The organism is Corynebacterium sp. NML98-0116, from assembly GCF_001767255.1.
Lineage (GTDB): Bacteria > Actinomycetota > Actinomycetes > Mycobacteriales > Mycobacteriaceae > Corynebacterium > Corynebacterium pseudogenitalium.
The window spans coordinates 2029808-2054895 of sequence record NZ_CP017639.1; the positions used below are offsets into that span (position 1 = coordinate 2029808).

General features: G+C 64.7%; 22 protein-coding genes. 6 read left to right on the forward strand and 16 right to left on the reverse strand.

What is annotated here, in order from left to right:
• Nucleotides 1–82: 82 nt before the first annotated feature.
• The 3 genes from BJP05_RS11015 to BJP05_RS09390 all read left to right on the forward strand — a co-directional run bounded on the left by BJP05_RS11015 (nucleotide 83) and on the right by BJP05_RS09390 (nucleotide 3635).
• Nucleotides 83–844 carry an Abi family protein gene (locus BJP05_RS11015; protein WP_084028621.1) on the forward strand — a complete coding sequence of 254 codons (762 nt, stop codon included), beginning with the start codon at nucleotides 83–85 and terminating at the stop codon, nucleotides 842–844.
• A gap of 99 nt (nucleotides 845–943) precedes the next feature.
• A complete protein-coding gene (locus BJP05_RS09385) occupies nucleotides 944–2821 on the forward strand; it encodes an AAA family ATPase (RefSeq protein ID WP_168156201.1) in 1878 nt (625 codons plus the stop codon).
• Nucleotides 2822–2855: 34 nt separating this feature from the next.
• Entirely contained in the window at nucleotides 2856–3635 is a 780-nt protein-coding gene (locus BJP05_RS09390; RefSeq protein ID WP_070363597.1) for a MerR family transcriptional regulator, read from the forward strand.
• 6 nt (nucleotides 3636–3641) lie between these two features.
• Here BJP05_RS09390 and BJP05_RS09395 read toward each other — a convergent pair whose 3' ends face one another.
• The 4 genes from BJP05_RS09395 to BJP05_RS09410 form a co-directional block, all read right to left on the reverse strand.
• Nucleotides 3642–5045 carry a succinic semialdehyde dehydrogenase gene (locus BJP05_RS09395; RefSeq protein WP_070363179.1) on the reverse strand — a complete coding sequence of 468 codons (1404 nt, stop codon included), beginning with the start codon at nucleotides 5043–5045 and terminating at the stop codon, nucleotides 3642–3644.
• Between the two features lie 10 nt (nucleotides 5046–5055).
• Complete coding sequence (locus BJP05_RS09400) at nucleotides 5056–5727, reverse strand: TrkA family potassium uptake protein (RefSeq protein ID WP_168156202.1); 672 nt, start codon at nucleotides 5725–5727, stop codon at nucleotides 5056–5058.
• Nucleotides 5720–7057: a TrkH family potassium uptake protein gene (locus BJP05_RS09405; RefSeq protein WP_240492748.1), complete on the reverse strand. Its 1338-nt coding sequence runs from the start codon at nucleotides 7055–7057 to the stop codon at nucleotides 5720–5722. The genes BJP05_RS09400 and BJP05_RS09405 overlap by 8 nt, the downstream gene beginning before the upstream one ends.
• A 358-nt stretch (nucleotides 7058–7415) precedes the next feature.
• Nucleotides 7416–7733: a DUF4229 domain-containing protein gene (locus BJP05_RS09410; RefSeq protein WP_070363181.1), complete on the reverse strand. Its 318-nt coding sequence runs from the start codon at nucleotides 7731–7733 to the stop codon at nucleotides 7416–7418.
• Between the two features lie 44 nt (nucleotides 7734–7777).
• Here BJP05_RS09410 and BJP05_RS09415 point away from each other — a divergent pair, with 44 nt between their 5' ends.
• Complete coding sequence (locus BJP05_RS09415; protein WP_070363599.1) at nucleotides 7778–8041, forward strand: hypothetical protein; 264 nt, start codon at nucleotides 7778–7780, stop codon at nucleotides 8039–8041.
• Here the strand turns inward: BJP05_RS09415 and galE are convergent.
• From galE to hemL, 7 genes are read right to left on the reverse strand one after another with little or no spacing between them, the layout of a single operon-like run.
• Complete coding sequence (gene galE / locus BJP05_RS09420) at nucleotides 8038–9030, reverse strand: UDP-glucose 4-epimerase GalE (protein ID WP_070363182.1); 993 nt, start codon at nucleotides 9028–9030, stop codon at nucleotides 8038–8040. The two genes, BJP05_RS09415 and galE, sit on opposite strands and share 4 nt — an antisense overlap.
• The gene (gene ccsB / locus BJP05_RS09425; protein WP_070363183.1) at nucleotides 9030–10031 is read right to left on the reverse strand and encodes a c-type cytochrome biogenesis protein CcsB; all 1002 of its coding nucleotides are present in this window, start codon (nucleotides 10029–10031) and stop codon (nucleotides 9030–9032) included. The genes galE and ccsB overlap by 1 nt, the downstream gene beginning before the upstream one ends.
• A 28-nt stretch (nucleotides 10032–10059) precedes the next feature.
• A complete protein-coding gene (locus BJP05_RS09430; RefSeq protein WP_070363184.1) occupies nucleotides 10060–11688 on the reverse strand; it encodes a cytochrome c biogenesis protein ResB in 1629 nt (542 codons plus the stop codon).
• Nucleotides 11689–12417, reverse strand: coding sequence for a cytochrome c biogenesis CcdA family protein (locus BJP05_RS11405; RefSeq protein ID WP_145945305.1), 729 nt, complete (start codon nucleotides 12415–12417; stop codon nucleotides 11689–11691).
• Between the two features lie 51 nt (nucleotides 12418–12468).
• Nucleotides 12469–13047, reverse strand: a complete 579-nt coding sequence (locus BJP05_RS11410; protein WP_070363186.1) for a TlpA disulfide reductase family protein — start codon at nucleotides 13045–13047, stop codon at nucleotides 12469–12471.
• Nucleotides 13048–13061: 14 nt separating this feature from the next.
• On the reverse strand, nucleotides 13062–13664 hold the full coding sequence (locus BJP05_RS09445) for a histidine phosphatase family protein (protein ID WP_070363187.1): 603 nt from the start codon (nucleotides 13662–13664) through the stop codon (nucleotides 13062–13064).
• Nucleotides 13665–14990: a glutamate-1-semialdehyde 2,1-aminomutase gene (gene hemL, locus BJP05_RS09450; protein ID WP_070363188.1), complete on the reverse strand. Its 1326-nt coding sequence runs from the start codon at nucleotides 14988–14990 to the stop codon at nucleotides 13665–13667.
• A 20-nt stretch (nucleotides 14991–15010) separates the two neighbouring features.
• On the opposite strand from hemL, the gene BJP05_RS09455 reads away from it, so the two are divergent.
• The gene (locus BJP05_RS09455) at nucleotides 15011–15856 is read left to right on the forward strand and encodes an NAD(P)-dependent oxidoreductase (RefSeq protein WP_070363189.1); all 846 of its coding nucleotides are present in this window, start codon (nucleotides 15011–15013) and stop codon (nucleotides 15854–15856) included.
• Nucleotides 15857–16050: 194 nt separating this feature from the next.
• Here BJP05_RS09455 and BJP05_RS09460 read toward each other — a convergent pair whose 3' ends face one another.
• Nucleotides 16051–16755: a DedA family protein gene (locus tag BJP05_RS09460; RefSeq protein WP_070363190.1), complete on the reverse strand. Its 705-nt coding sequence runs from the start codon at nucleotides 16753–16755 to the stop codon at nucleotides 16051–16053.
• A 19-nt stretch (nucleotides 16756–16774) separates the two neighbouring features.
• Nucleotides 16775–18298, reverse strand: a complete 1524-nt coding sequence (locus tag BJP05_RS09465; protein ID WP_070363191.1) for a CAP domain-containing protein — start codon at nucleotides 18296–18298, stop codon at nucleotides 16775–16777.
• 70 nt (nucleotides 18299–18368) lie between these two features.
• Between BJP05_RS09465 and BJP05_RS09470 the strand changes: the two genes are divergently transcribed.
• Nucleotides 18369–19694, forward strand: coding sequence for an MFS transporter (locus tag BJP05_RS09470; RefSeq protein ID WP_070363192.1), 1326 nt, complete (start codon nucleotides 18369–18371; stop codon nucleotides 19692–19694).
• Nucleotides 19695–20002: 308 nt separating this feature from the next.
• Here BJP05_RS09470 and BJP05_RS09475 read toward each other — a convergent pair whose 3' ends face one another.
• The 3 genes from BJP05_RS09475 to BJP05_RS09485 are packed head-to-tail and all read right to left on the reverse strand — an operon-like array spanning nucleotide 20003 to nucleotide 25067.
• Nucleotides 20003–21409 carry a protoporphyrinogen oxidase gene (locus tag BJP05_RS09475; RefSeq protein ID WP_070363193.1) on the reverse strand — a complete coding sequence of 469 codons (1407 nt, stop codon included), beginning with the start codon at nucleotides 21407–21409 and terminating at the stop codon, nucleotides 20003–20005.
• 25 nt (nucleotides 21410–21434) lie between these two features.
• Nucleotides 21435–22481 (reverse strand): uroporphyrinogen decarboxylase, encoded by a 1047-nt coding sequence (gene hemE, locus BJP05_RS09480; protein WP_070363194.1) that lies wholly within the window; start codon nucleotides 22479–22481, stop codon nucleotides 21435–21437.
• 27 nt (nucleotides 22482–22508) lie between these two features.
• Nucleotides 22509–25067, reverse strand: coding sequence for a cation-translocating P-type ATPase (locus BJP05_RS09485; protein ID WP_070363195.1), 2559 nt, complete (start codon nucleotides 25065–25067; stop codon nucleotides 22509–22511).
• Between the last annotated feature and the right edge of the window lie 21 nt (nucleotides 25068–25088).

A 25088-nucleotide genomic window follows, 5' to 3' on the forward strand; every position in this document is an offset into this window, starting at 1 on the left:
TTTCAGAATAATAAACCCCCGGGAACCATAGACATTTAACTATGGTCCGGATCCGGGGGACTACATTGGCTAGCCTATAGCAATGACGTTTCCTACACAACTGCCTTCGACAAATGCTGCCTTGCTTTGGGGTTCCCTCCCACCCGCCCGTTTAGCCAGTTTTCTTAGCGAATCGCCGAACGGCAACATAGACGAAGCCCTCGAGCTCTATATATGGAACATCAAGCTATCTACTGCATTTCTAGCGGATATTGCCATTTTGGAAGTTGCACTACGGGAATCGATCAATAAAGCGGCAGCTGCAAAATGGGGCAGCCACTGGTACCTCGAAATTCCACTGGATGAACGGTCAGAGCAGAATCTTGCGGTGGCTTGGTCGCAACTTTCCAGGAGGGTACGTGAGCGTCCAAACGATGGTGACGTTCCCGGGCATCTTTTCGCTAACTGTACCTTTGGTTTTTGGACGAATCTCTTTGACAAAGGAGGACATACAGGCAAGTCCCCCAGACGGGTCCGCGTCAATTACGAGCACAACTGGGAAGCCGCCCTACGTCATGCTTTCCCTGAAGGAAGAAACGTAGCAAGACAGCAACATGCTGGTTTCACCAGAGATTGGGTGCACGGGATTTGCAAGCGAGTCAATAGCATTCGAAACCGTGTAGCCCACCATGAACCGCTCATCAGAGGTTTCCCGATGCCTGGACAGCCTCACCGTATGACCTGCACGGAGGCACACGAGGAGACCCTGAAGCTTGCCAGGATGCTTGACCCGAAGTTGGCCGCCTGGCTAGCAGAAAACAGCGATGTTCCCAGGCTAATCGCTGCACGCCCCTGCACCACGTAATAGCACCGCGAACCCCCGTTCGAACATCGCCCGTGCAATGTCGGGGCTGCATGCTTCAATGAAGTCAACAAGTGATAGTTGATGCGAAAGGTGCAGGTCATGGCTATTTCTATGCCGCAGGACTTCGAGCATGAGCTCGCGTCGATGCTCAACGGCGAGAGCGTTGTGATCGACGGCGCGCCCGGCACCGGCAAGTCGGCGTTGCTGCGCACGTTCATGGAGGTGAACGACGCACTACCCGATAGCCAGCGCAAACGGGTGCTGCCCGTCGCGCTGCTGGGACGCGCGGCGAGCGGCATCAGCGGGCTGACGATCGACTCTGCATTCAATTTCGATCCCTTCATGACGCTCGGCGACGTCCTGCCGGGCGGTTCCTGGGACATCGACAGTGCAAAGCTGCTGCTCAGCTTGATTGAGACATTAATTATCGACGACGCCCACAACGTCAACACAGAGCTCCTGTTGATGATGAGCGTCGCCCTGCAGCGCGTGCGAAAGAACAACGAACCGTTTGGGGGCGTGCAACTCATCGCTGCGGGAGAATTGGCTGGGCCCGACTCACCGCTGGAGATGATGCTGGAGGAGGCAAGGCAGGATCCCGAGCGTTACGTGTTCCTCTCCTTTGACGGTGTCAGTTTTAATGTGAGCTACCACGTGGTTCGCGTTCACGCGGTGGTTGTGGAGCGTGGCCAGGTCGTTGCGGACTTTGGCACGTGGCTCAACCCGATGTCTGACTTGGGGCAGTTCGGCCTCGACAACGAGGTTCCTCCAGGTGGGCTTGCTCTCGCACCAAGGCTCGAGGACTTTTGGCCGCTGCTGCTACGGCAGGCTGCGGGTGGCATTGTCGTCGGTGATCGGCTCGAGAGGGCCCAGGACGCCGGCCGCTACCAGGCACGAGGCCTCGACATGGAGCTCGGGGACGGTATCGACGCCGAGTCACTCGACATCATTGTTGAGGGCAGTGACGTCGTCGAGCGGGCACATTCAATGGCGCTCGACTTCCTCTCGGGGGGCGTCGAGATCCCCTACGTGCGACCGGTACCCGACGCATCCGATACACAAGAAGGCGCGCTCTTCCAGCCGTTTTGGGCACCCGCTGCCCCGCTCAAGCTCGATCAGACCCGCGCGACCGACTCCGATAACGCCTGGGCAGCCTTCTCTGGCTCCGGCGTGGAAGTCGGCGACCAGCGCATGCTCCAACAGACTGCCCTGCGGCTTTCTTCCTGGGGGATGTCTCGCGGTGTTTGGACGAAGCGGGCCGAAGAGGAGGTGCGCAAACGCGCCATCATGACAGGGCTGACGCAGGTGTCCCTTCCGGAAGGTGAAGAGCAAAACATCGACATTGCTGCGCTGCTCTCCCCAGGCATAAGGGCGGTGTTTACGGGCTGCCGCGAAGCCATCAGCTTCTACGACGGCGAAGCCCAGCTCATCTCCGCCTGCGAGTCGTGCGGGCTCATCTTCGAAGACAGCGTCTCTGCAACCACGTGTGATGTCCTCGTAGCGTGGGACCCGGCATCCATGTCGCGCAAGGCAAGAACCGCCAGGGAGCTGGGCATCCCGATCGTCTCGTTCGCCGATTTTGAGGACTGGCATAGGTACTACACGGGTTCGCCCTACGAGACCTTCCTCGCGGACATCCTCGAGGAAGGCCACCAGGTGGCGTTCCTCGGATCGATCGTTATCAACGGGATCCACATCACCGACGGTGCACGCATGGCGCTCCTGTGCGACGAGCTCGGCCTCGTGTACAGCCCGGAAATCCCCATCTCACTTTGCGACGCCCTCATCACCGACGACCTGACCGCCAGCCAGTACGGCATACCACTCATCCCAGTGGATGCATTCGGCGCGTGGGTGAACAGAGAATTCGCATCCAAGGGTCAGTTCTTCACCGAAGACTTCTTCATTCCCGCCGACATCACCGCGCTGTATGGCCCGGACGAGCTGCTGACCAAGATCGACGAGAGCAAGGCTTGACTCTGACGTAACGTCAGACTGCACAATGGCTGCCATGACCAACAACGAAGCGCTGTACACAGTCGGCGAAGTAGCCAACGCATTCGGGATCACGGTGCGCACCCTGCACCACTGGGAGCAGGCCGGCCTCGTCGAACCTGTGTATCGCAGCTGGTCAAACTACAGGCTGTACACGCCAGATGACCTGGAGCGCATCCAGCACATCCTGGTCTACCGGACCACCGGTATGAAACTGTCTGAAATCAAAGAAGTACTCTCCCACCCCACCTCGAACCGGGAACACCTGCGCAGGCAACACGAACGCCTGCTTGAGGAGCGTTCGCGGATCGATGGGATGGTGGTGGCCGTCGAAAAGTTATTGGAGCAAGCAATGAACAATCACAAGCCAACCCTCGAAGAAATCGGCGAGATCCTCGGCGACCCTAACTACGCCGAACATCAAGCCGAAGCGCAAGAGGCCTACGGCGACACGCCCGGCTGGGCGCAGTACCAGGGTCGCACCGGCAACTGGGGTGCGAGCGACTGGGAGGACAGCAAGCAGCGTTTCGACGCCATCGATACCAAACTCGCCGACGCTGTTCGCCGCGACGTGCCCACCGACAGCGCGGAGGCAGCCGAACTCGTCGAGGAACACCGGAAGGTGATCGGGCAGTTTTTCGACGTCACCCCGGAGATGCAGTTTCAGATCTCGCGCGGCTACATCGCCGATGAACGCTTCAAGCGCTACTACGAAGAACGCCAACCTGGCCTGGCACAGTGGCTCGCCGATGCCATCGCGCACGCCACCGGCCACGGCGACGAGAGCAAGGACTAGCCGGGCCTAGCGCAGCAGACGCTTGCCCAACCGCAGCGCGAGCGCCATCGTGTCCGCGACCTGCTTGCCGCCGCCAGTGCCGACCCCGCCGAGCGGCAAATAGCGCTGCGCCGCCACGGTGCGCGCCTCGGTGTACTTCAGCAGGCCTTCGTCGCCATGGCGCCGCCCCACACCTGATTGTTTCCACCCGCCCATCGGCGCGTCCATCGATGCCCACGCGGCCGCGTAACCCTCGTTGATGTTCACGGTTCCCGCATGCACATGCTCCGCGACCACGCGCGCCTCGTCCTCCGCGCCCCAAATCGAGGCATTGAGCCCGTAGTCGGTGTCATTCATCTTCTCGACGCCCACCTCCGGCCCATCCACCACCTCCACGTAGACGACCGGCCCGAACACTTCCTCACGGTACAGATCGGAGTCCTCCGGGACGTCCACGAGGATGGTCGGTGCGTAGAACGTGTCGCCGAGCTGGGGTAACGCTTCCCCACCCGTCAGGACGGTGGCGCCTTTGGTCACGGCGTCGTGGACGTAGGCGTCGATGCGTGAGAGGTGCTCCGCAGAAATCAACGAGCCGACATCATCACCCCACCCATGCCCGATGCGCAGGCGTTTCGTCAGCGCCACAAAGCGCGCAAGGAACACTTCTGCCACGGCGCGGTCCACGTAGATCCGCTCCACGGAAATGCACAGCTGACCGGTATTGCTGAAGCACGCGTCAACGGCGCCGCGCGCCGCCGTCTCGGGGTCCGCGCTGGCTAAAACCAGCAGTGGATTCTTCCCGCCCAGCTCAGCGGAGAACCCAATCAGACGCTCCCCGGCCTGCGCGGCAAGCTTCCTGCCGGTGGCGGTAGACCCTGTGAACATGAGGAAATCGCATCGCTTCACGATCTCCTGCCCCACCGTCCGCCCGCTTCCCTCCACAACCTGGAACAGATCGGCTGGCAACCCAGCCTGCACCAACAGCTGGTGGGCGCGCTGCGCGGTGCGCGGGGTTTGCGTATCCGGCTTCAGTACCACGGCGTTGCCCGCAATCAGTGCCGCCACCGCATCCGACACCGCCAACGAGAGCGGGTAGTTCCAAGGTGCAATCACTCCCACCACGCCTTTCGGTGCCCGGTGCACCTCGGTCCGTGTCACCACCGGCATAGCGCCCCGCACTCGGGCTGGCGTCAGCAGCGCCTTCGCACGGTACGCGTAGTGGCGGGCGGTAATCGCAACGTCCATGACCTCGTCGAACGCGTTGTGTTTCGCCTTACCTGTCTCCTGCTGGATCAGGTCCACCAATTCGTCGCGGTGCGCCAACACCAGGTCGTGGTAGCGGAGAAAGATGCGGCTGCGCTGGCGAAGAGGTGTCGTCGCCCAGGTGCGCTGTGCCGCGCGTGCAGTGTCGAAAGCGTGCTGTACTGACATGCAGCCCAGGTTAGCGTCGCCGCGCCGCCATGCGGCTGAACTTTTCCACCCGGCGCGAATCCCCATAGATCTGCACCTGCTCGCCAGCCTCCAAAGCCATGTGTCCAAGCACCGGCTGCCAGCGGTCCTCCCGGCGCACGGCAATCACCTTCACGCCGTGGCTCTGCCACAACGCCTGCTCGTCGAGCGGGCCCGCCACGTGCGTCGGCACCACCGTGTGCACAATCGCCGTGCCCGAGGACAACTCCACATAGTCGAGGTTCGCGCCACGCACCAAGTGCGCCACACGCCGCCCCATCGCCTCCTCCGGGTGCACCGCATGCGGCACACCGATCTGGTCCAGGATGCGCCCGTGCGCATTACCGGAGGACTTCGCCCACAAATTCTCGACGCCCACATCCACCAACAGCGAACACGTCAAAATCGACGCCTCCACGTGCGCCCCGCCAATCGCCACGACGACGCCGTCGAACTCCGAAATGCCCAGCTCATCAATCGTGGCCACGTCCGTGCAGTCAGCCTGCACCACCTTCGACAGCAGCCCGTTGTTGCGCTTCACGGCAGCCTCTTCCAGATCGACGCCGACGACGGTGGCGTCGTCAAACATGAGCTCCCGGCCCACCGCCGAGCCAAACCTCCCGAGCCCAAGCACCGCGTACGTGGGCGTTGCAAACTTAACCAATGATCGGCCTTTCATAAGGAAGCAAAATTTTCGACGCCGGCTCCGCAAACGCGAACGCCGTCGCCACAGTAATCGGACCCAACCTGCCAACAATCATCATAAAAATAATGACCAACAACGAAGGCGCATCCAGGTGCGGCGTAATGCCCGTGGACAACCCCACCGTGCCAAACGCCGACAGCACCTCAAACAACACCTCCGACAGGTGAAACGGCGTCAGCGCCAACAACGCGAACGTCGCCACCACCACCAGCGCGCCACTGAGCATCACCACCGTGATCGCCTGGTGCACCACCTCCACCGGGACACCTTTGCCCAGCATGACCGGCTGCGTGCGACCCCGCACCACCGCCGACACCGCCGACACCAACACCAACACCGTCGTGATCTTCACGCCACCCGCCGTGCCAGCCGGGCCCGCCCCCACAAACATGAACAGGTCCATCGCAAACAGCGTCGGCTCGTGCATCCCGCCAATATCGACAGAGTTGAACCCGCTCGTGCGGGTCTGCACCGCCTGAAACAGCCCCGCCAACACCGCATCCGACGCCGGCAACCCACCCAGCGTGCGCGGGTTGTTCCACTCCATGACGAGGATGGTGGCCGTCGAAAAGCAAAGAAGGAAGAGCGTACCGGCAACCACCATGCGCGTATTCAACGTCCAGCGGTGCAGGCGCAACACGTCCCGCCGAAACTGAAACAGCACCGGAAACCCCAAACCACCAATAATGATCGCCGCCATGATGGGCGCGCAGACCCACCAGTCCCCCACAAAGCCGGTCATGTTGTCCGAATAGAGGGCGAACCCCGCGTTGTTAAACGCCGACACCGCATGAAACACCCCATGCCCCAACGCGCGCGGCAATGGGTAGCCCAACGCCACGAACCGCGCCGTCAACGCCAGCGCGACCAACGCCTCCACCACGATGCTCACCAGCAAGACCCGCCTCAACAGCGGCGCGATCCCGCCCACCGCCGTACGACGCTCCACCGCCGAAATCACATTCGCACTCAAATTCGCTTTGCGGACCACCGCCTGACCCAGAATCGTCGCGAAGCTCATCACCCCGAACCCGCCAACCTGGATCAACACGGCAATGACCACCTTGCCGAACGTAGTCCAATACGTCGCCGTATCCACAATGGCTAGGCCGGTTACACACAGCGCGGACGTCGCCGTAAACAACGCCGGCAACAGCGGCAACCCACCCGGATTCACAGTGGAAGCCGGAAGCATCAGCAACACGGTGCCCACGAACAGGGCTACCAGGAAGCCGAACAAGATCACCGCCGCGCTATTGAGCTGGCGGTGCCGAATGTCAGCAGGCACCAGCGGAACATTACGCCAGCGGGGTGCGGGTGGCAAGGGTTTTGAACTTTTCGAGTGTAAAGTGTGAGGGGTATTCCCCTCTTGCCTGAAGTCACCCGTTCAGCGGACTGGCTGCGGAGGGGTTTTCTTGTCGCTGAGTAGCTATGGAGTGGGCGCCAGTGCCAAATCTGACATCGTTTGTTGTCTAGCACATTTTCTGCCAGCAACTTTGAAGCGATAGACCTTATTCGATTGCGTCTTTTGGCACTCGAACCGACCTGCCTGACACCAAATTCCCTCACACAGAACAGGCGACCTGGGCTTTGCGAACCCACGACGCCAAATGCAGGAATGTGGTGCACACCGTCCCACGAGAGAACTAACGCTCGGCCAGCTCGGCCTCGATCCACGCCTTGCGGGCCTGACGCTGCTCCTTCCAATGCGCAAGCGCCTGGACGGCCTCAATGCGTTGCTTCTTGAACACCAGCATGGACAGCGGGAACGCCACGATGAGGGCTAAAAGGGCCGACATGATCAGCGGCACGGGCGCCCCAACCGCGACGGCCAGCAGCTGGATCACCACGGTGAGGACGATGAAGAGGAGGAGCCGGTACAGCCCGTAGATGGCGGCGGCTTTGTTGGCGCGACGCTTCGCGCTTGGGTCAACCTCGGGAGCTTCCTGTGGTGCTTCACTCATGGAGATTTAGCCTAACGCAAAGGTGGACCAGTATGTTAGAGGGCATGGGAAGGCTTCTACTCATCGCTCTGATCATTCTGGCTGTGTACTTGATGTGGCGCGCGTTCGGCCCGGGGTCGAATGCACGGTATGGATGGTACGGGGTGCAGCAGCAGGAACAACCGCCGGCTATTAAGGGGCCGGATGATGATGAGGAGTTCCTGTGGGAGATCGAGAAGAATAGGTTTAAAGAACGCCGGGCCCGCGAGGAGGCGGAGCGCCGGCGTCGTGAAGAGGAGGAGCGTCGGAGGAAGCGTGGCGAAGACTAGCTGCGCGTTGCTTCCTCGGCGAGGACCTCGGGCAGCTTCTCTGCCCAGGCTAGGGAGTCGCGGACGCCCTGCTCGATGGTGAGCTCTGGGGACCAGCCGAGTACCTCGCGCGCCTTGTCGATGCGCGGTGCGCAACCGGCGACGTCGCCCTCACGCGGCGGCGCGGTGGTGACCTCCATGTCGGAGCCGCTGGCGGCCTTGAACGCCTCGGCGAGCTCGAAGACGGTGGTGCCGGTGCCGGTGCCTAGGTTGATGACCTCGTATGGGGCGAGGTCGGCCTTGAGGGCGGCGACGTGGGCGCGGGCCAGGTCCCAAACGTGGACGTAGTCGCGCAGGCCGGAGCCGTCGCGGGTTGGCCAGTCGACGCCGGTGACCGTGAACGCCTCACCCCTCTGGTGGGCGGTGATCATCTTGCCCAGCGCGTGGGACGGCAGCGGGTTCTGCAGGCCGGTGCGCAGCTGTGGGTCGGCGCCGATCGGGTTGAAGTAGCGCAGGGCCACAGCCTGGATCTGGCCGGCGGCAGCGGCGTCAGCCATGACGCGCTCCAGCATCCACTTCGACGCGGCGTACGGGCTGGTTGGCGCCACAACGGAGGACTCGTTGACGGTGAAGTCCTCGTCCGCCTGGTACATTGCGGCGGTCGAGCTGAGCATGACGCGCTTGACGCCGCGGTCGCGAAGGACCTGCAGCATCTTGGTTGCGCGGCCGACGTTGACGTCGTAGTACTCGAGCGGCTGCGCGACGGACTCCGGCACGATGATCTTGGCCGCGCAGTGGATGACGGCTTCGATGTCGGGGTGGTCGTCGAAAATTTTGTTGAGCAGCTCGGTGTCGGCGATGTCGCCCTCGTAGTGGTCGAAGCGCTCTGCGAAGACGCGCAGGCCAGTGGAGTAGTCATCCAAGATGACCGGGGTGATGCCTGCGTCGGAGCAGCACGATGCAATTGTGGAGCCGATGTAGCCGGCCCCTCCTGTAATCAGTGTTTTCATTAGTTCAATCCTGCGTACGAGTGAAGTCCAGCAATGACAGTATTTACATAGGTCATGTTAAAGATGGTCATGGCCAAGGCAAAAACGTTGATCCACGCGGCCTTCGAGTTCTTCCAGCCGGCGGTGGCGCGCGCGTGGAGGTAGGCGGCGTACAGAATCCACGTGATCATGGACACGGTTTCCTTCGCGTCCCAGCCCCACGGGCGACCCCAGGCGACCTCAGCCCAGATCGCGCCAAACACAATGCCGATTCCGAACAGCGGCAGCGTAATAATCGCCGTCTTGTAGGTGATCTGGTCGAGCGTCTTCGCGCTCGGCAGTGGCTTCGCAATCGCGCCGAAAAACCCATGCTCCTCGCCGCGCGGCTGCCACATGCGCAGCAAGTACAGCAGCGCAAAGATGCCCGACACAATACCTATCGACGCCCCCACCGACACCGACGAAACGTGCACCGGCAGCCAGTAGGACTGCAGCGCCGGCACCACCGGCGCCACGTGCATGTGGAACACCGTGGAGTTCAAGAACATCGCGATCGCCATCGGGGCGAGCAGCCACGGCCAGATGGTGTGCCAGTTCTTGCGCTGCACCACGATCGCGGCTGCGACCATCACGACGGCCGTCATGGCCAGGATGTACTCGTACAGGTTGCCGAGCGGGAAGCGCTTCGCCGCCAGCCCGCGCGTAATGAAGGACGCCACGTGCAGCACGATGCCGAACCAGATCAGCGCCTGCGTCATGTTCGCCCACTTGCGGGCGCCGGCGACGCGGCGGTCGTATTCTGCCTGGTCGAAGGAGTCGGAGGGGACGTCGATAAGCTCGGAGCCGCCCCCGGCCCCCACGGCGACTTTTTGATCCATGCGGGCGCGCTCGCGGCGCATGTCGAGCACGCCGAACATGCGCCCGTAGTAGATACAGGACATGATCAGCGCAGCCAGGTACAGGATGAACGCGGTGCGGAACGTGAGGTCTGAGAGGTCCGCCATCGTGGAATCGACAAGCATGGGGAACAATCTACCGCGTCATCGCAGGTTAGCCAAGGTCATCAACCTCGAAGGAGGGGTTCTCCTCCTCCGAAACGCCCAGGATTTCCTCCACGATTTCATCGAACTCGGCGCCCCACCCGGCGCGGTCCGTGCGCGCCAGGCCGGCGAGCTCCACGTGGGTGCCGGTGGCCGTCGGGGTCAGGCGGATCCACAGGCGGCGGCGCTTGATGGTCAGCGAGCCAGCCAGCGCGGCCAGCATGAGCACCGAGGTTGCCAGCATCCAGCCCTGGGTCGGGTCGTGGGAGATTTGGTAGTTGGCGTATTCGGCGGCGCCGTCGAAGCGCACGCGGATGCCACCCTCAAGGGTGGTTTCCTCCCCCGGCACCAGGTTGACGCGCTCCACCTTCTGCAGGCGCCCCTCGGCGATCAGGTTCTGGTCCAGCACGAAGATGTTCTGCGGGCGGCCGGTGTCCAGGCCGGCGTCTCCGACGTAGATGTCTACGGCCATCGCTGGGTCCTGCATCGCAGGGAAGCCGGACTGCAGCATGTCGCCGTTCACGCCGGTCCACTGGGCGGTCGGTGCGAAGTTGCCCTCGATGGCGATCTGGTGCTCGCGGCGATCGGTGAGGTCCGGGTACATGCCGGCCGGCGGGTCGAAACGCATTACGCCGGCGGACAGGAAGTTCTGCACGTCCGTGGGCCTAAACTGCACCATCTGGGTGCGCGACTCCCCATTCGGCCAGGTGATGGTTACCTGCGGGGCGAAGCCGTGCCCCTGCAGGTAGACGCGGTTGCCGTCCACGCGCAGCGGGTGGTTGACCTGCAGCGTGAAGTCCTGCCATTGCTCGCGCGGGGCGGCCACGTCCGGGGTGTAGGCCACGTCCGACCAGAACCCGTTCGCTTGGCCAGTGTTGAGGTACTCGGCGCGGAAGTTCTTCGACTCGATGCAGAACGGGTGCAGGCCGGTGCCGTCGAAAAGCGGGCCGGCGCGGAAGACGTCGAAGTTCGCAGGCGACGTATTACAGAACTGGCGCGGCTGCTCCACCGGCACCGCGTACTGCGACTCGGACTCGGTCACCATGATGACCTGGCCCTCGTAGAAGACCATGCGGCCCGCCGCGAACGCCACGATCATGCCCACCAGCCCGATGTGGAACAGCAGGTTCATCAGCTCGCGGGAGTAGCCGCGCTCCGCCGAAATGGAGAACACTCCGGCGCGGTCCTCCTCCGGCTGGTAGGAAGCCACGTGCCACCTGCGCAGCACTGCGCGCGCCTTCGCCTCCAACTCGTCCTTCGGCGTATCGACGTCCCCCTCCGCATGCAGCGGCATCCTGGACAGGTACTTCGGCGCCCTGGTCGGCGTGGCCCGGTACGCGCGCCAGTGGTCAATCGAGCGCGGGATGATGCACCCGACCAGCGAGACCATCAGCAGCGTGACGATAGCGACGAACCAGGTGGAATCGAAGACGTCGAACAGCTGGAGCTTGTCGTAGATGGGCCCCATGGTTGGGTTGGCGCGCAGGTAGTCGTCCACCAGCGTCGCGGAGACCGTGCGCTGTGGCAACAGCGCGCCCGGGATGGAGGCGAGCGAAAGTAAGAACAGGAGCAGCAGCGCGGTGCGCATACTGGTCAGCCAGTGCCACGACCTGCGTAGCCACGTGAGTGCAGTGCTCATTTAAATCACCGTTGCTCCATATCCGACGACGAGCTGGCGCGTCCAGCCGATAAACACGTTCCAGGCCCCTGTCAGCAGCAGCAGGCCGACGATGACCATCGCTACCCCGCCGATCACCTGGATGGTACGCGAGTGTTTCCGCAGCACCTCGATACTACGCACCGCCTTCGCCGAGCCGAGCGCCACCAGCAGGAACGGCAGCCCCAACCCGAGGCAGTACGCGATGACCAGCAGCACGCCGCGCGCCGCCGTCATGCCCGCCGTGCCCACAGAGACGGAGACGATGGCGCCGAGCGTCGGCCCCAAGCACGGGGTCCACCCGAGCGCGAACACCCCGCCGAGCAGCGGCGCGCCCAGCAGCGTGGTCCACTTCTTCGGCCGCAGCCGCGTGTCGTTTTGCAGCGCGGGCACCCAACCGGCGAACACCAGGCCCATCACAATCGTGACCACCCCACCCGCACGCATGAGGGTCTCCGCGTTGAGCGCCACCGCGCTCACCGCACCGAAGACAGTCACGGTGGCCAGCAGGAACACCACGGTGAACCCGAGGATGAACAGGCCCGCCGCGCCGGCGACGGCCCAGCGGCGCCGCGTCACCGACACCCCGCGCTCATCCACGTTAAGCTCGCCGCCCACGATGCCCGTCAGGTACGACATGTAGCCCGGCACCAGCGGCACCACGCACGGCGAGGCGAAGGACGCCAACCCGGCCAGCGCAGCCGCCAGCATTCCCAGCAGCAGCGGCCCCTGGGAGACCAGCTCCGATAACGCCTCCCCCACTTAGGCCTCCGCCTCCTGGTGCAGCGTATTCGCCAGGTCAATGATCTCCTGGGCGTTGACCTCCCGCAGGAACACCGCCGCCGGGCGGTGCTGGGTGTCCAGCACGATCGTCGTCGGGATCACGGAGCTGGGCACGCCGCCCAAGAACGCGGCGGTCTTAAACGGCGGGTCGTAGATGGATGGGTAGGTCACCCCGTTGTCCTTCATGAAGTCGCGCGCAATGTCCGCGTTGTGGTCACGCACGTTAATGCCCAGCACGGTGCCGAAGCCCTCGATGGACTCCTGCACCTCCTGGAGGTCGTCGACCTCCGCACGGCACGGCGCGCACCACTGGCCCCACGCGTTGAGCACCACGACCTCGCCGTCGAAGTCGCTGAGCGAAATCTCGCTGCCCGGCTCCATCAGGGACTCGCCGGAAAAGTCCGGCAGCGGCTTACGCTCCTCCTGCGGGTAGAACAGCTCCACCTGCCCGCCCGGCGAGTGGAACGCGAAGGACCCGCCGTTGTCGCTGGCGCTCGAGCACCCGCTCAGCAGCACGGCTGCGGCAACGAATGGGACAAGGCTGCGGCGCACGGTCATAGGGTCCTTCCAGGTTAGATCGCGGATGCGGGGGTTGAGTATGACCAGTCAACAACAACGTCATCATCGAACACAAGTGACGTCACACTGGCCAGCTCGCAGCGACGGCTCGCGTGCGCGAAGGGCTTGCCCTGCACGTAGCGCTGCACCGTCACGATCGGCAGCTGGTGGCTCACCAGCACGGCCTCGTGGCCCTCGGCGCGCTGGCGGGCGTCCTCAATCGCGACGTCCATGCGGGCGAAGATGTCCTCGTAGGACTCGCCCCAGCTCGGCTCCCAGGGCTTGAGCATGTGGCGCCACCGGATCGGGTTCCACAGCTGGGAGCGCCACCCCTTGGTGCGCAGCCCCTCAAAGGTGTTGCCGGCCTCCAGGATCTCCTCCCGGGTATCAATCTCCAGGCCAGTGACCTCCGCAATCGGCTGCGCGGTCTCCTGCGCGCGCAGCAGCGGGCTGGCCGCCAGGTAGGTAACATCGCGGCCCTCGAAAAACTTCGAGGTCGCAGCGGCCATCGAGTAGCCGCGGGAGCTCAAGTGGTAGCCCGGCAGGCGCCCGTAGAGGATCTTCTTCGGGTTGAACACTTCACCGTGGCGCACCAGGTGGACAACAGTTCGCGTCATTTACTGGCCCTCCGGGGTCGCGGCGGCCGCGGCCTTCGCAGCCGGGACGAGCGCGGCCTCGATGGTGGCGAAGTCGTCGTCAGTCAGCGCCGTGGAGACGAACCAGGTCTCGAACGGGCTCGGGGACGCGTGCACGCCGTGGTCCAGCAGCGCGTGGAAGAACGGCGCGTAGCGGAACGTCTCCGCCGCCTTCATGTCGTCGAAGTTGTGGCCCTCGCTCTCCGCGAAGCGCACCGACAGCATCGTCGACGCGCGCTGGATGTGGTGCGCCACGCCCTCACGCGTCAGCGCCGAGCTGACCAAATCTTCCAGCCTGTCCGCGTTGCGGTGCAGCGCCGGGTAAATATCCTCGCTGGCCAGGCGCAACGACGCCATGCCAGCCGCCATCGCCACCGGGTTTCCGGACAGGGTGCCCGCCTGGTACACCGGCCCGTTCGGCGCCAGCTTCTCCATCACTTCTCGACGCCCACCAAAGGCCGCCGCCGGCAACCCACCCGAGATGACCTTGCCGAAGGTCGTCAGATCACCCGCAACACCGTCAACCCCGTACCAGCCGGAGTAGGAGGTGCGGAAGCCCGTCATCACCTCGTCCAGGATGAGCAGCGCACCGTTGGCGTGGCAGACCTCCTTCAGCTTCGCGTTGAAGTTGTCCTGCGGCGCCACCGTGCCCATATTGCCGGCGGCCGCCTCCGCGATCACGGCGGCAATCTGGCCCTCGTTTTCCGCGAACGCGCGCTTCACAGCCTCAATGTCGTTGTACGGCACCACGATCGTGTCCGCCGCCTGCGCGCCGGTGACCCCCGGGGAATCCGGCAACGAGAACGTCGCGATCCCAGAGCCTGCCGACGCCAACAGGGCGTCCACATGGCCGTGGTAGCAGCCATCAAACTTAATAATCTTCGGGCGCTGCGTATACCCGCGCGCCAGGCGCACCGCCGACATCGTCGCCTCAGTACCCGAGTTGACCATGCGCACCTCCTCCACGGACGTACGCTGCGTAATCATCTCCGCGATCTCCACCTCGGCCTCCGTCGGCGCGCCGAAGCTCAACCCGTTCACCAACGCCTTCTCGACGGCCTCCAGGATCGCCGGGTGCGCATTCCCGTGGATCATCGGACCCCACGAATCCACCAGGTCGACGTAGGAGTTGCCGTCGACATCTACAAGCGTGCTGCCGAACGCCTTCTCAATAAAGCGCGTCTGCCCACCCACCGAGCCAAACGCGCGCACCGGCGAGTTCACCCCGCCCGGCGTGACCCGCTGAGCGCGCGCAAACAACTCAGCAGAACGAGCAGTATTTTCTGAAGTCAGGTTCGTCTTCGTCATAGTTGCCTATCCTAGGCGATATGAAGATTGCATTTTTAGGCCTCGGCCGTATGGGTACCGAATTAGCACTCAAGCTTGTCAGTGACCACGACCTTGTGGTCTGGAACCGCACCGCAGCGAAAACCGCCCCGCTCGTCGAGCGCGGCGCCACCGCCGCCGACACCCCTGCAGACGCCGTGAAAGGCTCCGACCTCGTAATCACCTCCCTGTTCGGCCCCGACACCGTCCGCGACATCGTCATCGAACCCGGCCTCATCCCCGACGGCGTCACCTGGGCCGACGCCACCACCATCTCCCCCGCCGACGCCGACTCCTTCGCCGCCGCCGTCCCCACCCTCGTCCACACCCCCGTAGTCGGCTCGCTCATCCCGGCGCGCGCCGGCAAGCTCGGCGTCTACGTCGGCGGCGCCACCGAGCAGCGCCGCAAGGAAGTCGCTGACGTCGTCGCGCCGTGGGCCGCCGCGAACCCGGAGCGCCTCAAGGTCGTCGACACTGCCGCCCAGGCCGCGACAGGCAAGCTCATCGCCAACCTCGCGTTGGCCGTCACCATGCAGGGGTTCAAGGAGGCACTGCATATCGGCAACGCCCAAGGACTTGACGACGCCACCATCGTCGACATGCTCGGCTCCACTGGCCTCGAGTTCATCGTGAACATGAAGTCCCCATTCCTGCTCGGGGAGCGCGACACCAACCCCGGCGACTTCTCCACCGACGCCATCGAGAAGGACGCGCGTTTGATGCTCGCCACCGCCGAAGCTGCCGGCAAGGAGCTGCCGGCCGTGGCAGCCGCGGTTGCCTCCCTGCAGGAGCAGCAGAAGAAGGGCCACGGGGACGAGGACTTCTCCTCAGTGGTGGTGTACCGCTAATTTTCTGGGGAGCGAGTGCCAAAGGACGCAATTCTTGTTCGGGGAGGACGAAAAAGCCCAGGTCGTGAAAAGGGGGTTGCGTCCTTTGGCACTGGCACGGTTGAGAGGGCACCAAATTCCTGGATTTTCGCGCGGCGATTTGGAAAAGCCCAGGTCGAGCAAACTGCGTGAGGGAATTTGGTGCGCGCACCCGCCTACGCTTTCTTCGCCTGCCTCCTAAACGCGCCGAACATGATCACCACGATCAGGCCGATGGCGATCCAGTTGGCCACCTTCGCGTACTGCTCCAGCACGTACACCACGGGCTCCCCGATCCACCATCCGAGGGCGAAGTACCCAAGTGACCACAGGGTTTTCGAGATGAAGTCCAGCACCATGAACTTCCACAGCGGCATGCCGGTCATGCCCATCAGGACGAAGACGACGAAGGCGATGGGAAGTGGGATCGGTACGTAGGCGAGGAAGATTCCCAGCCAGCCGAGTTTGAGGGCCCACTTTTCCACGCGTTCGATGTTGCGGGCGCTGCGCTTGGAGTTCTGCGCCTGCACGTCAAGGATTCCGCGCCCCCACAGTTTGCCGGCCCACCAATAGATCCAGTCGAACTTGATGGCCATCAGCGTGCCGATGAGCAGGTAGCCCAGCCAGTGCTGCACCTCGCCGACGGCGGCGAGCGCGCCCGTCGACGCCGCTCCAATCCGGGAACCGGTAATGGCCAGCATGATGGGCGGGTGCAGCCCAAGCAGCCAGGCGCGAAGTGGGATCATCGCAAGGCCGAAGAGGCCTACGAAGCCGAACCAGCCAAGGCACCAGTAGTCGGCCTTGGTTGGTTTGCTGTTCCAGGGCATGCCTGGTTGTTCCCACCATTCTGGTTCGGGTGTGGTCTGCTCCTCACTTTGCATAAGCAGAGAGTGTACCTAGCTAGAACATATTTAAGATTCCCGGGTTGGTGGCCACCACGATTCCGATGAGTGCCAGCAGCCCGAGTACCACACCGGCGATGATGCCGCCGGTGGAGGAGCCTTCCTTGTCGGCGCCGGTCAGTGCGTCGCAGTTGGCTTTGACGGGTTGGTATTCGGCTTCGGCGCGTTCGGTGGCTGCGCGGGCCTCGGCTGCGGCTGCCTTGGCGGTCGCAGCGGCAGCAGCCGCATCCTCCTGCGTCTGCTTCGCAGCCTTCAGCGCTTCCTCGGCGGCGGCCTGTCGGGCAGGCTGCGCCTCCTTGGCGGCGGAAAGCTCCTGCTCACGCTTTGCCACGAGCTCCTCCGCGGCCTGCAGCGCGCGTGCGGCTTCCAGGGTCCGCTCCGCCTTGTCGACGTCCTCTTCGCGCTCCTCGAGCGTTTGACGCTTGGTGGCGTCGCCAAACTCGATGGCGTGCTTGAGGCCGTCGTAGTAGGTGTTGAAGCGCTCGGTGTACTCGTCGACGGTGAACAGTGGAGTGCCCTGCTTCATCCAATGGGTGGCGAAGGTCTGCGCGTGGGCAATACGCCACGGGTACCCCTGGTACCGGAAGGCTTTGGTGTTCACAGCGAAGCCGGTGGCGCGCATGTCCGGGTTGACGATCGCCATGTAGTGGCCAGCGCCCGCCTCGAATGGTTTCTCGCCCTTCTCGAGTGCCTCGAAGTACGCGACGCGCTCCTCGTGGAACCAGCCCTTGAACGGGTTGTCGTAGTTCCAGGACAGGTTGTCCCAGCCGTTCTTCGAGTGCCCGCGCGGCAGCTGGTGCGACCAGTTCACGTTTACCTGGGCCTGCGCCATCAGGAAGTCGGAGACGGGCAGGGCGGGCTGGCCGTCGCTTTCGCGGAGCTCGTTGGCCTCGGGCAGCCAGCCAATGGCTGCCTTCATGTTGTCCAGGTGGGTGGCGTCGTCGGCCTCACCGATGTGGGTGTCGTCCGCGATGCGGTAGCCCGTCTGCCCAGCCACCGGGTCTTCTTCTTTGAAGCGGAAGTCGGTGTTCAGTTCGGCGACGGCGTCGGTTGCGCCCATGGCTTCGAAGAAGCCGAGGGAGCCGCGGTCGAACTGCTGTTGCGCCTCGGCCTTGCTGGCTTCGAGGGCGGCGGCTGCTTCGGCGGCCCGCGCCTTCGCGTCCTCGAGCGCCTGCTGTGCAGATTCCGCCGTCACGCCGGCGGGCACTGCGGACTGTTTCGCGGTGCGGTCGGTGGTGGCGTCGTCAAGAAGGCGTTGGGCGGCGGCGACCATGCCCTTTGCTGCCTTGAGTTCTTCCTGGGCGGCGGCGACGTCGCGCTGCGCCGCATCGAGCGTCTGCTGTGTGGCGCGCTCGCGGTCCTGCGCATCGCGCTGCTTCGCGGTGGCGTCCTTGACCGCGTCGACAAGCGCCACGCAGCGAGCCTCCGTGAGCTGGGCGGTGTCCTCCGCCATGGCCTGCGGGGCCACCAACATGGCCGCTGAGCAGGTGGTAACGAGCATGAGTCCGAGCTGCTTCTTCATACCGGCAGATTAGCAGGAAACTTTCGTAATTTTCCCAAATAAAAGCCAGAATTGTTCTAAGGTTTTGCCCATGAAAACAGCACTGACCCGCACGCAGCGCCTCGATAGGCTGCCGGTTACCCCGAAACACAAGAAGCTCCTCGTCGGATCGGGGGTGGGGTGGGCGCTCGACGCGATGGACGTCGGGCTGGTTTCCTTCGTCATCGCGGCGCTGGCCATGCACTGGGATCTGGAGAAAACCACCACGAGCTGGATCGCGTCCGTGGGGTTCATCGGGATGGCGGTCGGCGCCTCCCTCGGCGGGCTGCTCGCGGACAAGCTGGGGCGCCGCCAGGTCTTCGCCCTCACTCTGCTGGTCTACGGCGTGGCAACGGGCGCCTCGGCGCTTGCCGGGTCGGTTGCTGTCCTGCTCGTGTTCCGTTTCCTCACCGGCCTTGGCCTCGGCGCGGAGTTGCCCGTCGCGTCCACGCTGGTCAGCGAGTTCGCGCCGCTGAAGGTGCGCGGGCGGATGGTGGTCTGGCTCGAGGCGTTTTGGGCGGCGGGCTGGATTCTGGCGGCGGTCATCGGCACGTTCGTCGTCGCCGAGGGCGAAAACGGCTGGCGTTGGGGGCTTGCGCTCGGCGCCGTGCCTGCGCTCTACGCGCTGTATGTGCGCATGCAGCTGCCGGAATCGGTCCGCTTCCTGGAGTCGCGCGGCCGCGCCGAGGAAGCAGAGGCAGTGGTCCGCAGCTTCGAGGAGCAAGTCCCACCCGAACTACTTATCGACGCCCCCATCGCCACCACCGCCGATCCCGATGCAAGTGCTGGCAAAGGCACCCACATCTGGGGCCCCGAACTGCGCGCCCGCACCGCCGCCTTCTGGACCGTCTGGTTCTGCGTTTCCCTCGCCTACTACGGCGCGTTCACCTGGATCCCTTCCCTGCTTGTGGACCAAGGCTTCAGCCTCGTGCGCTCCTTCAGCTTCACGCTGATCATCACGCTGGCCCAGCTGCCCGGGTACGCCCTGGCCGGCTGGCTCATTGAGGTCTGGGGGCGCCGCACCACCCTCGCCGTCTTCCTGGCCGGGTCGGCGGTGTCGGCTGGGCTCTACGGGTTCGCCACCGCGCCCTGGCAGATCATCGCCGCAGGCTGCCTGCTCTCCCTGTTCAACCTGGGCGCGTGGGGTGCCCTCTACGCCATCGGTCCTGAGCTCTACCCCACCCAGATCCGCGCGACCGGCACGGGCGCCGCTGCGGCCTTCGGGCGCGTCGGTTCGATCCTGGCGCCGCTGATCGTCCCGCCAGTCCTGGCCTTCGGCGGCCACGCCAGCGTATTCGTGGTCTTCGCGGTGGCGTTCACCGTGGCAGCCGTGGCAGCGTTCGTCCTGCCGGAGCAGAAGGGCAAAACCCTCCTTTAACTGGACACGCGCACCAAATTCCTTTCCCCACCAAGGGGCGCGACCTGGGGAAACGCGACGTCGCCGTCCCAAAACCAAGGAATATGGTGCGTGTCCCGCTGCACCAGTGACAAAAGACGCACCCCTTTTTGGCTAGCCCTTTTGTGACCTGCGGTTATGCCGATCCTACTTTTTCGAGTTGCGTCCTTTGTCACTCGCCTCTTTTCCCAAGCACCACATTCCCTCACGCGAGGGGCGCGACCTGGGGAAACGCAAAACCCACCCGCCGAAATACTGGAATTTGGTGCGCGTTTCCGCCTAGAGTCCGCTTAAAGCAGGTCTTTCGCCGCCTGACGCGCGTTGCCGATCACGGCCGGGACCCCAACCCCGGCAACCCAGGCGCCTGTCACACCAACGCCGTCGATACCGGCGAGGGCGTCCTGGACCTTGGCCACGGTGGCCAGGTGGGTGGCGTCGTAACGCGGAAGGCCACCGAGCCAGCGCTGGACGAAGATCTCCTCGACGCCGGCGGCGCGGCCGTCGAAGCCGGTGATGGTCTGCAGGTCGTCGAGGGCCCAGTCCACGAGGTCATCCTCGTTGGCGGTCAGGGCGACGTTGTCGCCGTAGCGGCCGAAGCTGGCGCGTACAAGGGCGCCGCCGCGCTCGGCGAGGTGCGGCCACTTACGCGACGAAAGCGTGAACGCCTTGGCGTGCACGTCCTTCGCATCGGTGCTGACCAGCACGCCGGAGTTCTCCGGCAGGCCCTCGTCGGTGGCGAAGCGCAGGCCCACCACGGCGGAGTTCGCCAACTCGACGGAGCGAAGCGCCTCGGAGGCCTCAGGGGCGATGTCGCGAAGCAGCAGCGCGGTCGTCGGCGCCGGGGTGGCCAACAGCACGCGGTCGTAGACGGTGTCTTCGCCACCCTTGAGGCGGAACCCCTCGCCCTCACGGCTGATGGACGGTATGAAGGCATCGACGTAGATGTTCGCGCCGGACTGCTCGGCGAGCGCCTCGTAGAGCTCCTGGTAGCCCTCGCGGAAGGTAGCGAAAATGGGCGCAGGCTTCGAGGGCTTCGAGGCCTCAGAAGACCCAGCCGCGGCGACGGCCTTCTTCCGGGCGGCCTCCAGGTTGGCGACCGCGGTGGACAGGTGCACCGGGCCGTCGGCGGCCAAGCGGTCGAACTCGGCGGCGAGCTGCGGCACGGTAGCGCGAACGCCCAGGTCATCGGCGGTGCAGGAGTACACCCCGCCAAGCAGGGAGGAAACGATGTTGTCCACGACGTCGTCGCCGTAGCGCTCGCGGACCAGGGCGCCGACGCTCATGTCGCCGCCGATGGTCCACTCGAAGCCCTCGCGCTCCGCCTCGGTGTCGATGCGCCGCGCGGTTTCCTCGCTGACCAGGTGCGCGACCGGTTCGGAGGTAGATGGGATCCCCATCATGCCGCCTGCCGGCATAGCGCGGGTTTCGCCGTCGACGTACAGCAGGGAGCGCATCCCCGATGGGGAGACCAGCGAGTCTTGCAGGCCCAGCTCTTCGACGAGCTGCTTTGCTTCCGGGCGGCGCGCAATGAAGGCTTCTGCTCCCATATCGGTGGGGCCGCCGTCGAACGCAACGGTGTACAGCTTGCCGCCGATGCGGTCGTTGCCTTCGTAGACGTCGACGGTGTGGCCGGAGTTGCGCAGCTCAAACGCTGCGGTCAGCCCGGCAAGCCCTGCACCGACAATGGCGATATTCAATGGGGATCTCCTTAATTTATTGAATTTATGCTTCGTGGATCATTGCGACGGCGTCGGTGATGGCGCCTGCATCGGTGGTCGGCAAGACGCCGTGCCCGAGGTTGAAGATGTGGCCGGTGGCGGTGCCGGCGTCGATAGCTCGGGCGGCCTCCGCCTTGATGCGGCGCACTTCTTCCTGCACCACGGCGGGGCCGGCGAAGAGCATGGCCGGGTCGAGGTTGCCCTGCAGCACGCGCGGGGACGCAAAGCGCGTGGCGGCGACGTCGAGCGGCACGCGCCAGTCGACGCCCATCACCTCGGAACCGGCCTCGGACATCGCGCCGAGCAGCTCACCCGTGGCCACACCGAAGTGGATGCGCGGGATCACGCCCTCGACCTCCTTCAGGATCTCGGCGGAGTACGGCAGGACGTGCTCGCGGTAGTCGGCCTCTGTGAGGAAGCCCTCCCAGGAGTCGAAGAGCTGCATGGCGTCGATGCCGGCGTCGACCTGCGTGCGCAGGAACGCGCTGATGGTCGGCACGAGGCGGCGCATCAGGGCGTGCCACGTGTCCGGGTCGCCGTGCATCATGGCCTTCGTCTTCTCGTGGTTCTTGCTCGGCCCGCCCTCGATGAGGTAGCTGGCCAGCGTAAACGGTGCGCCGACAAAGCCGATCAGGGCCTGGGTGTCGGTGAGCTCGTCGAGAATCATCTCGATGCCCTTGGCCACTTCCTCAACGTTGTGGTCCAGCACCGGCAAATTATCGACGTCCTCTTTCGTCGTAATCGCCTTCTCCATCACTGGGCCGCGGCCCGGCACGATCTCCACGCCGATACCCGCCGCTTTCAGCGGCACGACGATATCGGAAAAGAGAATCGCCGCATCCATGTCGTGGCGGCGCACCGGCTGCATCGTGATCTCGGCGAGGAGCTCCGGCATGAAGCAGGAGTCCAGCATGGAGATGCCTTCACGGACTTTGCGGTATTCCGGCAGCGAGCGCCCGGCCTGGCGCATAAACCACACCGGGGTGCGTGAGGGCGTGCGGCCGTTGGCGGCCTCAATGAGCGGGGCAGAAGAAAGGTCGCGTCTGGTCATAGTCTCCCACCCTACCGCCGTTGCGGTTTAGGTGGGAAAATGATTTGCCCGCGAGGAGTGCGCCTCAATCACGAGCGAGCTGCCGAGCATGAGCAGCGTGGCCCCCACCGGGGGCAGCACGCCGATCGCGGCAAGCACGATCGCGGTGGAGTTGTACGCCCAGGCGAAGATCATGTTGTAGTCGATGATGTGGCACACGCGGCGCGCGTGCGCGATGAGCTGCGGGACGGCGGAGACGTCGTCGCGGATCAGCACGGCGTTGCAGGCGCGGGCGATGGTGGAGGACTGGGCGTCGATAATGTCGTCGGTGGCGTAGAGCAGGCCGACGTCCGCCACCTTGATAGTGGGAAGCGCGGTGGCGTCGCCGATCATGGCAACCGTGGCGCCCTTCGTGTGGATGGCGCGAACCGCCCCCGGCTTGTCCGGCGCGGTAATGCCGGCGAGCACGTTGGACATACCCAAAAAGTCGGCAAAGCGGCGGGCAACCGGGTAGGTATCGCGGGTGAGCATCACCGTCTCTACGCCCATCTGTTCCAGGCGGTTGATGGCCTCGTGGGCGTCGTCCTTCGCGGGGTCGTAGAGGGTGATCACGCCGCGGTCCTTGCCGCGCCAACGCACCACTACAGGGGTGCCTCCGGCGGTCGCGGCCATCGCGAGGCGGCCGTGCAGCTGGGACAAGTTCGTGGGGCGCCACAGGCAGGCGTCGAAGGACTCGGTGCGGTCCTCGTCCTCGTCGCCGTAGGTCAAGGTGAGGCGGCCGCGGAACTCGCCGCCGGGCGTGATTTCCTCGTTGCTCATCTCGATCCACGACGGCACATCGGCGCTCTTCGTGCGCCCATCGCGCGCCTCACGCGCCGCCTTCACCATCGCGCGTGCCGACGGGTGGTTGGACTCCACCGACAGCGCACCCGCCACGCGCATCACCATCTCCGGGCTTTCGCCGCGCTCCGCGGTGACGGTCTCCACCGTCATCTGCGGCTTGACTAGGGTGCCCACGCGGTTGAACACAGCCGTGTCCGTCGACTCCAGCGCGCGGAAGGTTTCGCCGTCGCGGATCAGGATGCCGTTTCGCACCGCCGACTCGATGCCGAGGCGGATCGCCAGCGACGGCGAAATCGCCAGCGCCACCGGCGCCACCACCACCAGGATGGCCAACGCCGTGGAAAAGCCAGCATTGTAGTTGCCGGTCAGCAGCACCCACAGCCCAAAATCTAAGATAGCCAGCACATAGGCCGCCGGGATGAGCAGGCCCGCCGCGCGCGTGGACATCAACGTGGCCTCGTTCTGGTGGCGCAGCACCGCGTCCACCCAGCGCTCCACCGCACCCAGGCGGGTGGTGTGTCCGACGCGCTCCACGCGCATCTTGATCTTGCCGCTGCGCAGCACCGACCCGGCGCGCACCGTTGAGCCGACTTTCACCTCGGAGGGCTCGCGGGCGTCGATAATCTGCGGGTTCAACACGCCAGAGCCGCCGACCACCTCGCCGTCGGCAGGGATGATCTCGCCCGCGTGGACGTAGACGTCATCCCCCTTGTTCAGCTCGACTGCCGGGAAGTCTTCCTCCGTCACGTTGCCCGCCCGCGAACGACGCACCACCTTGTACACCGCGTCCGGATCAGGGTTGCGGGCCTGCAAATCCTCCATGAGGCGGGGGCGAGCGCGCATGGTGAAGTAGCGTCCCACCAGCAACAACGTGGTCACGGCGCAGGAGACCTCGAAGAAGATCTCAACGTCGTGGCCCATCTGGTGCGGCACCCAGCCACTACTGGTAGTCCAGCCGATCTGCCCAGCGGACGTCAGCACCACCGCGACCAGCGACCACAGCCAAGCGGCCAAAATCGCGATCGAGCTCGCGCCGTCCAGCGCGGAAATCCCGCGGCGCACGCCACCGAGCATCGCGCGGTGGAACGGGAACGCGCACCACAGTGCGACCGGGGTGGACAACGCCAACGAACACCACTGCCAGCCCGGAAACTGGAACTGCGGCACGTACGCCATCAGGACGACCGGGATGCTCAGCACAATAGCGATCCACATGCGAAGCGGCGTGACCAAGTCGCGGGCGGTAAACAGCACGTCCTGGCCACGCATCATGCCGCGGCGCCGTCGGGCAGTGCGCACGAACCCGCTCGCGCGCGCCGTGCGCAGGGAGCGCTGCTCGTGTTCCTTCATCCGGCGCATCCGGCCGGACATGCCGCGCGTGCCACGCCGCGGCAGCGTGTGATCCACCACCGAATGCCCCTGGGCGCGGCGGCGCAGCGTCGAATCCGTCAGCTGCACCTCCACCCCGAAGCGCTGCATCACCTCGGCGATCGTGTGCGGTGCCGTGGTGTCCGGCGCGGTCACCCACGCCATCTTCGTCGGGTACACCAGGCGCGCCTGCACGCCCGGTAGCTCCTCGAGGGCTTCTTCGATGTCGCGCAGCTGCGCGCCGTCCTCCAGACCTTCGAGTTCGAACGCGTAGGAAGCGTGGGGGCGCAACGGGTTGCCGTTGCTGTCCTCGGAGTGGCGCGAGTCCGGGTCGAACCCGGCGTCCTTGGCCGCCAGGCGGGCGTCGTCAATTGAGCGCGTCACATTATCAGCCATGCGCCGTTACTCCACTTCTTC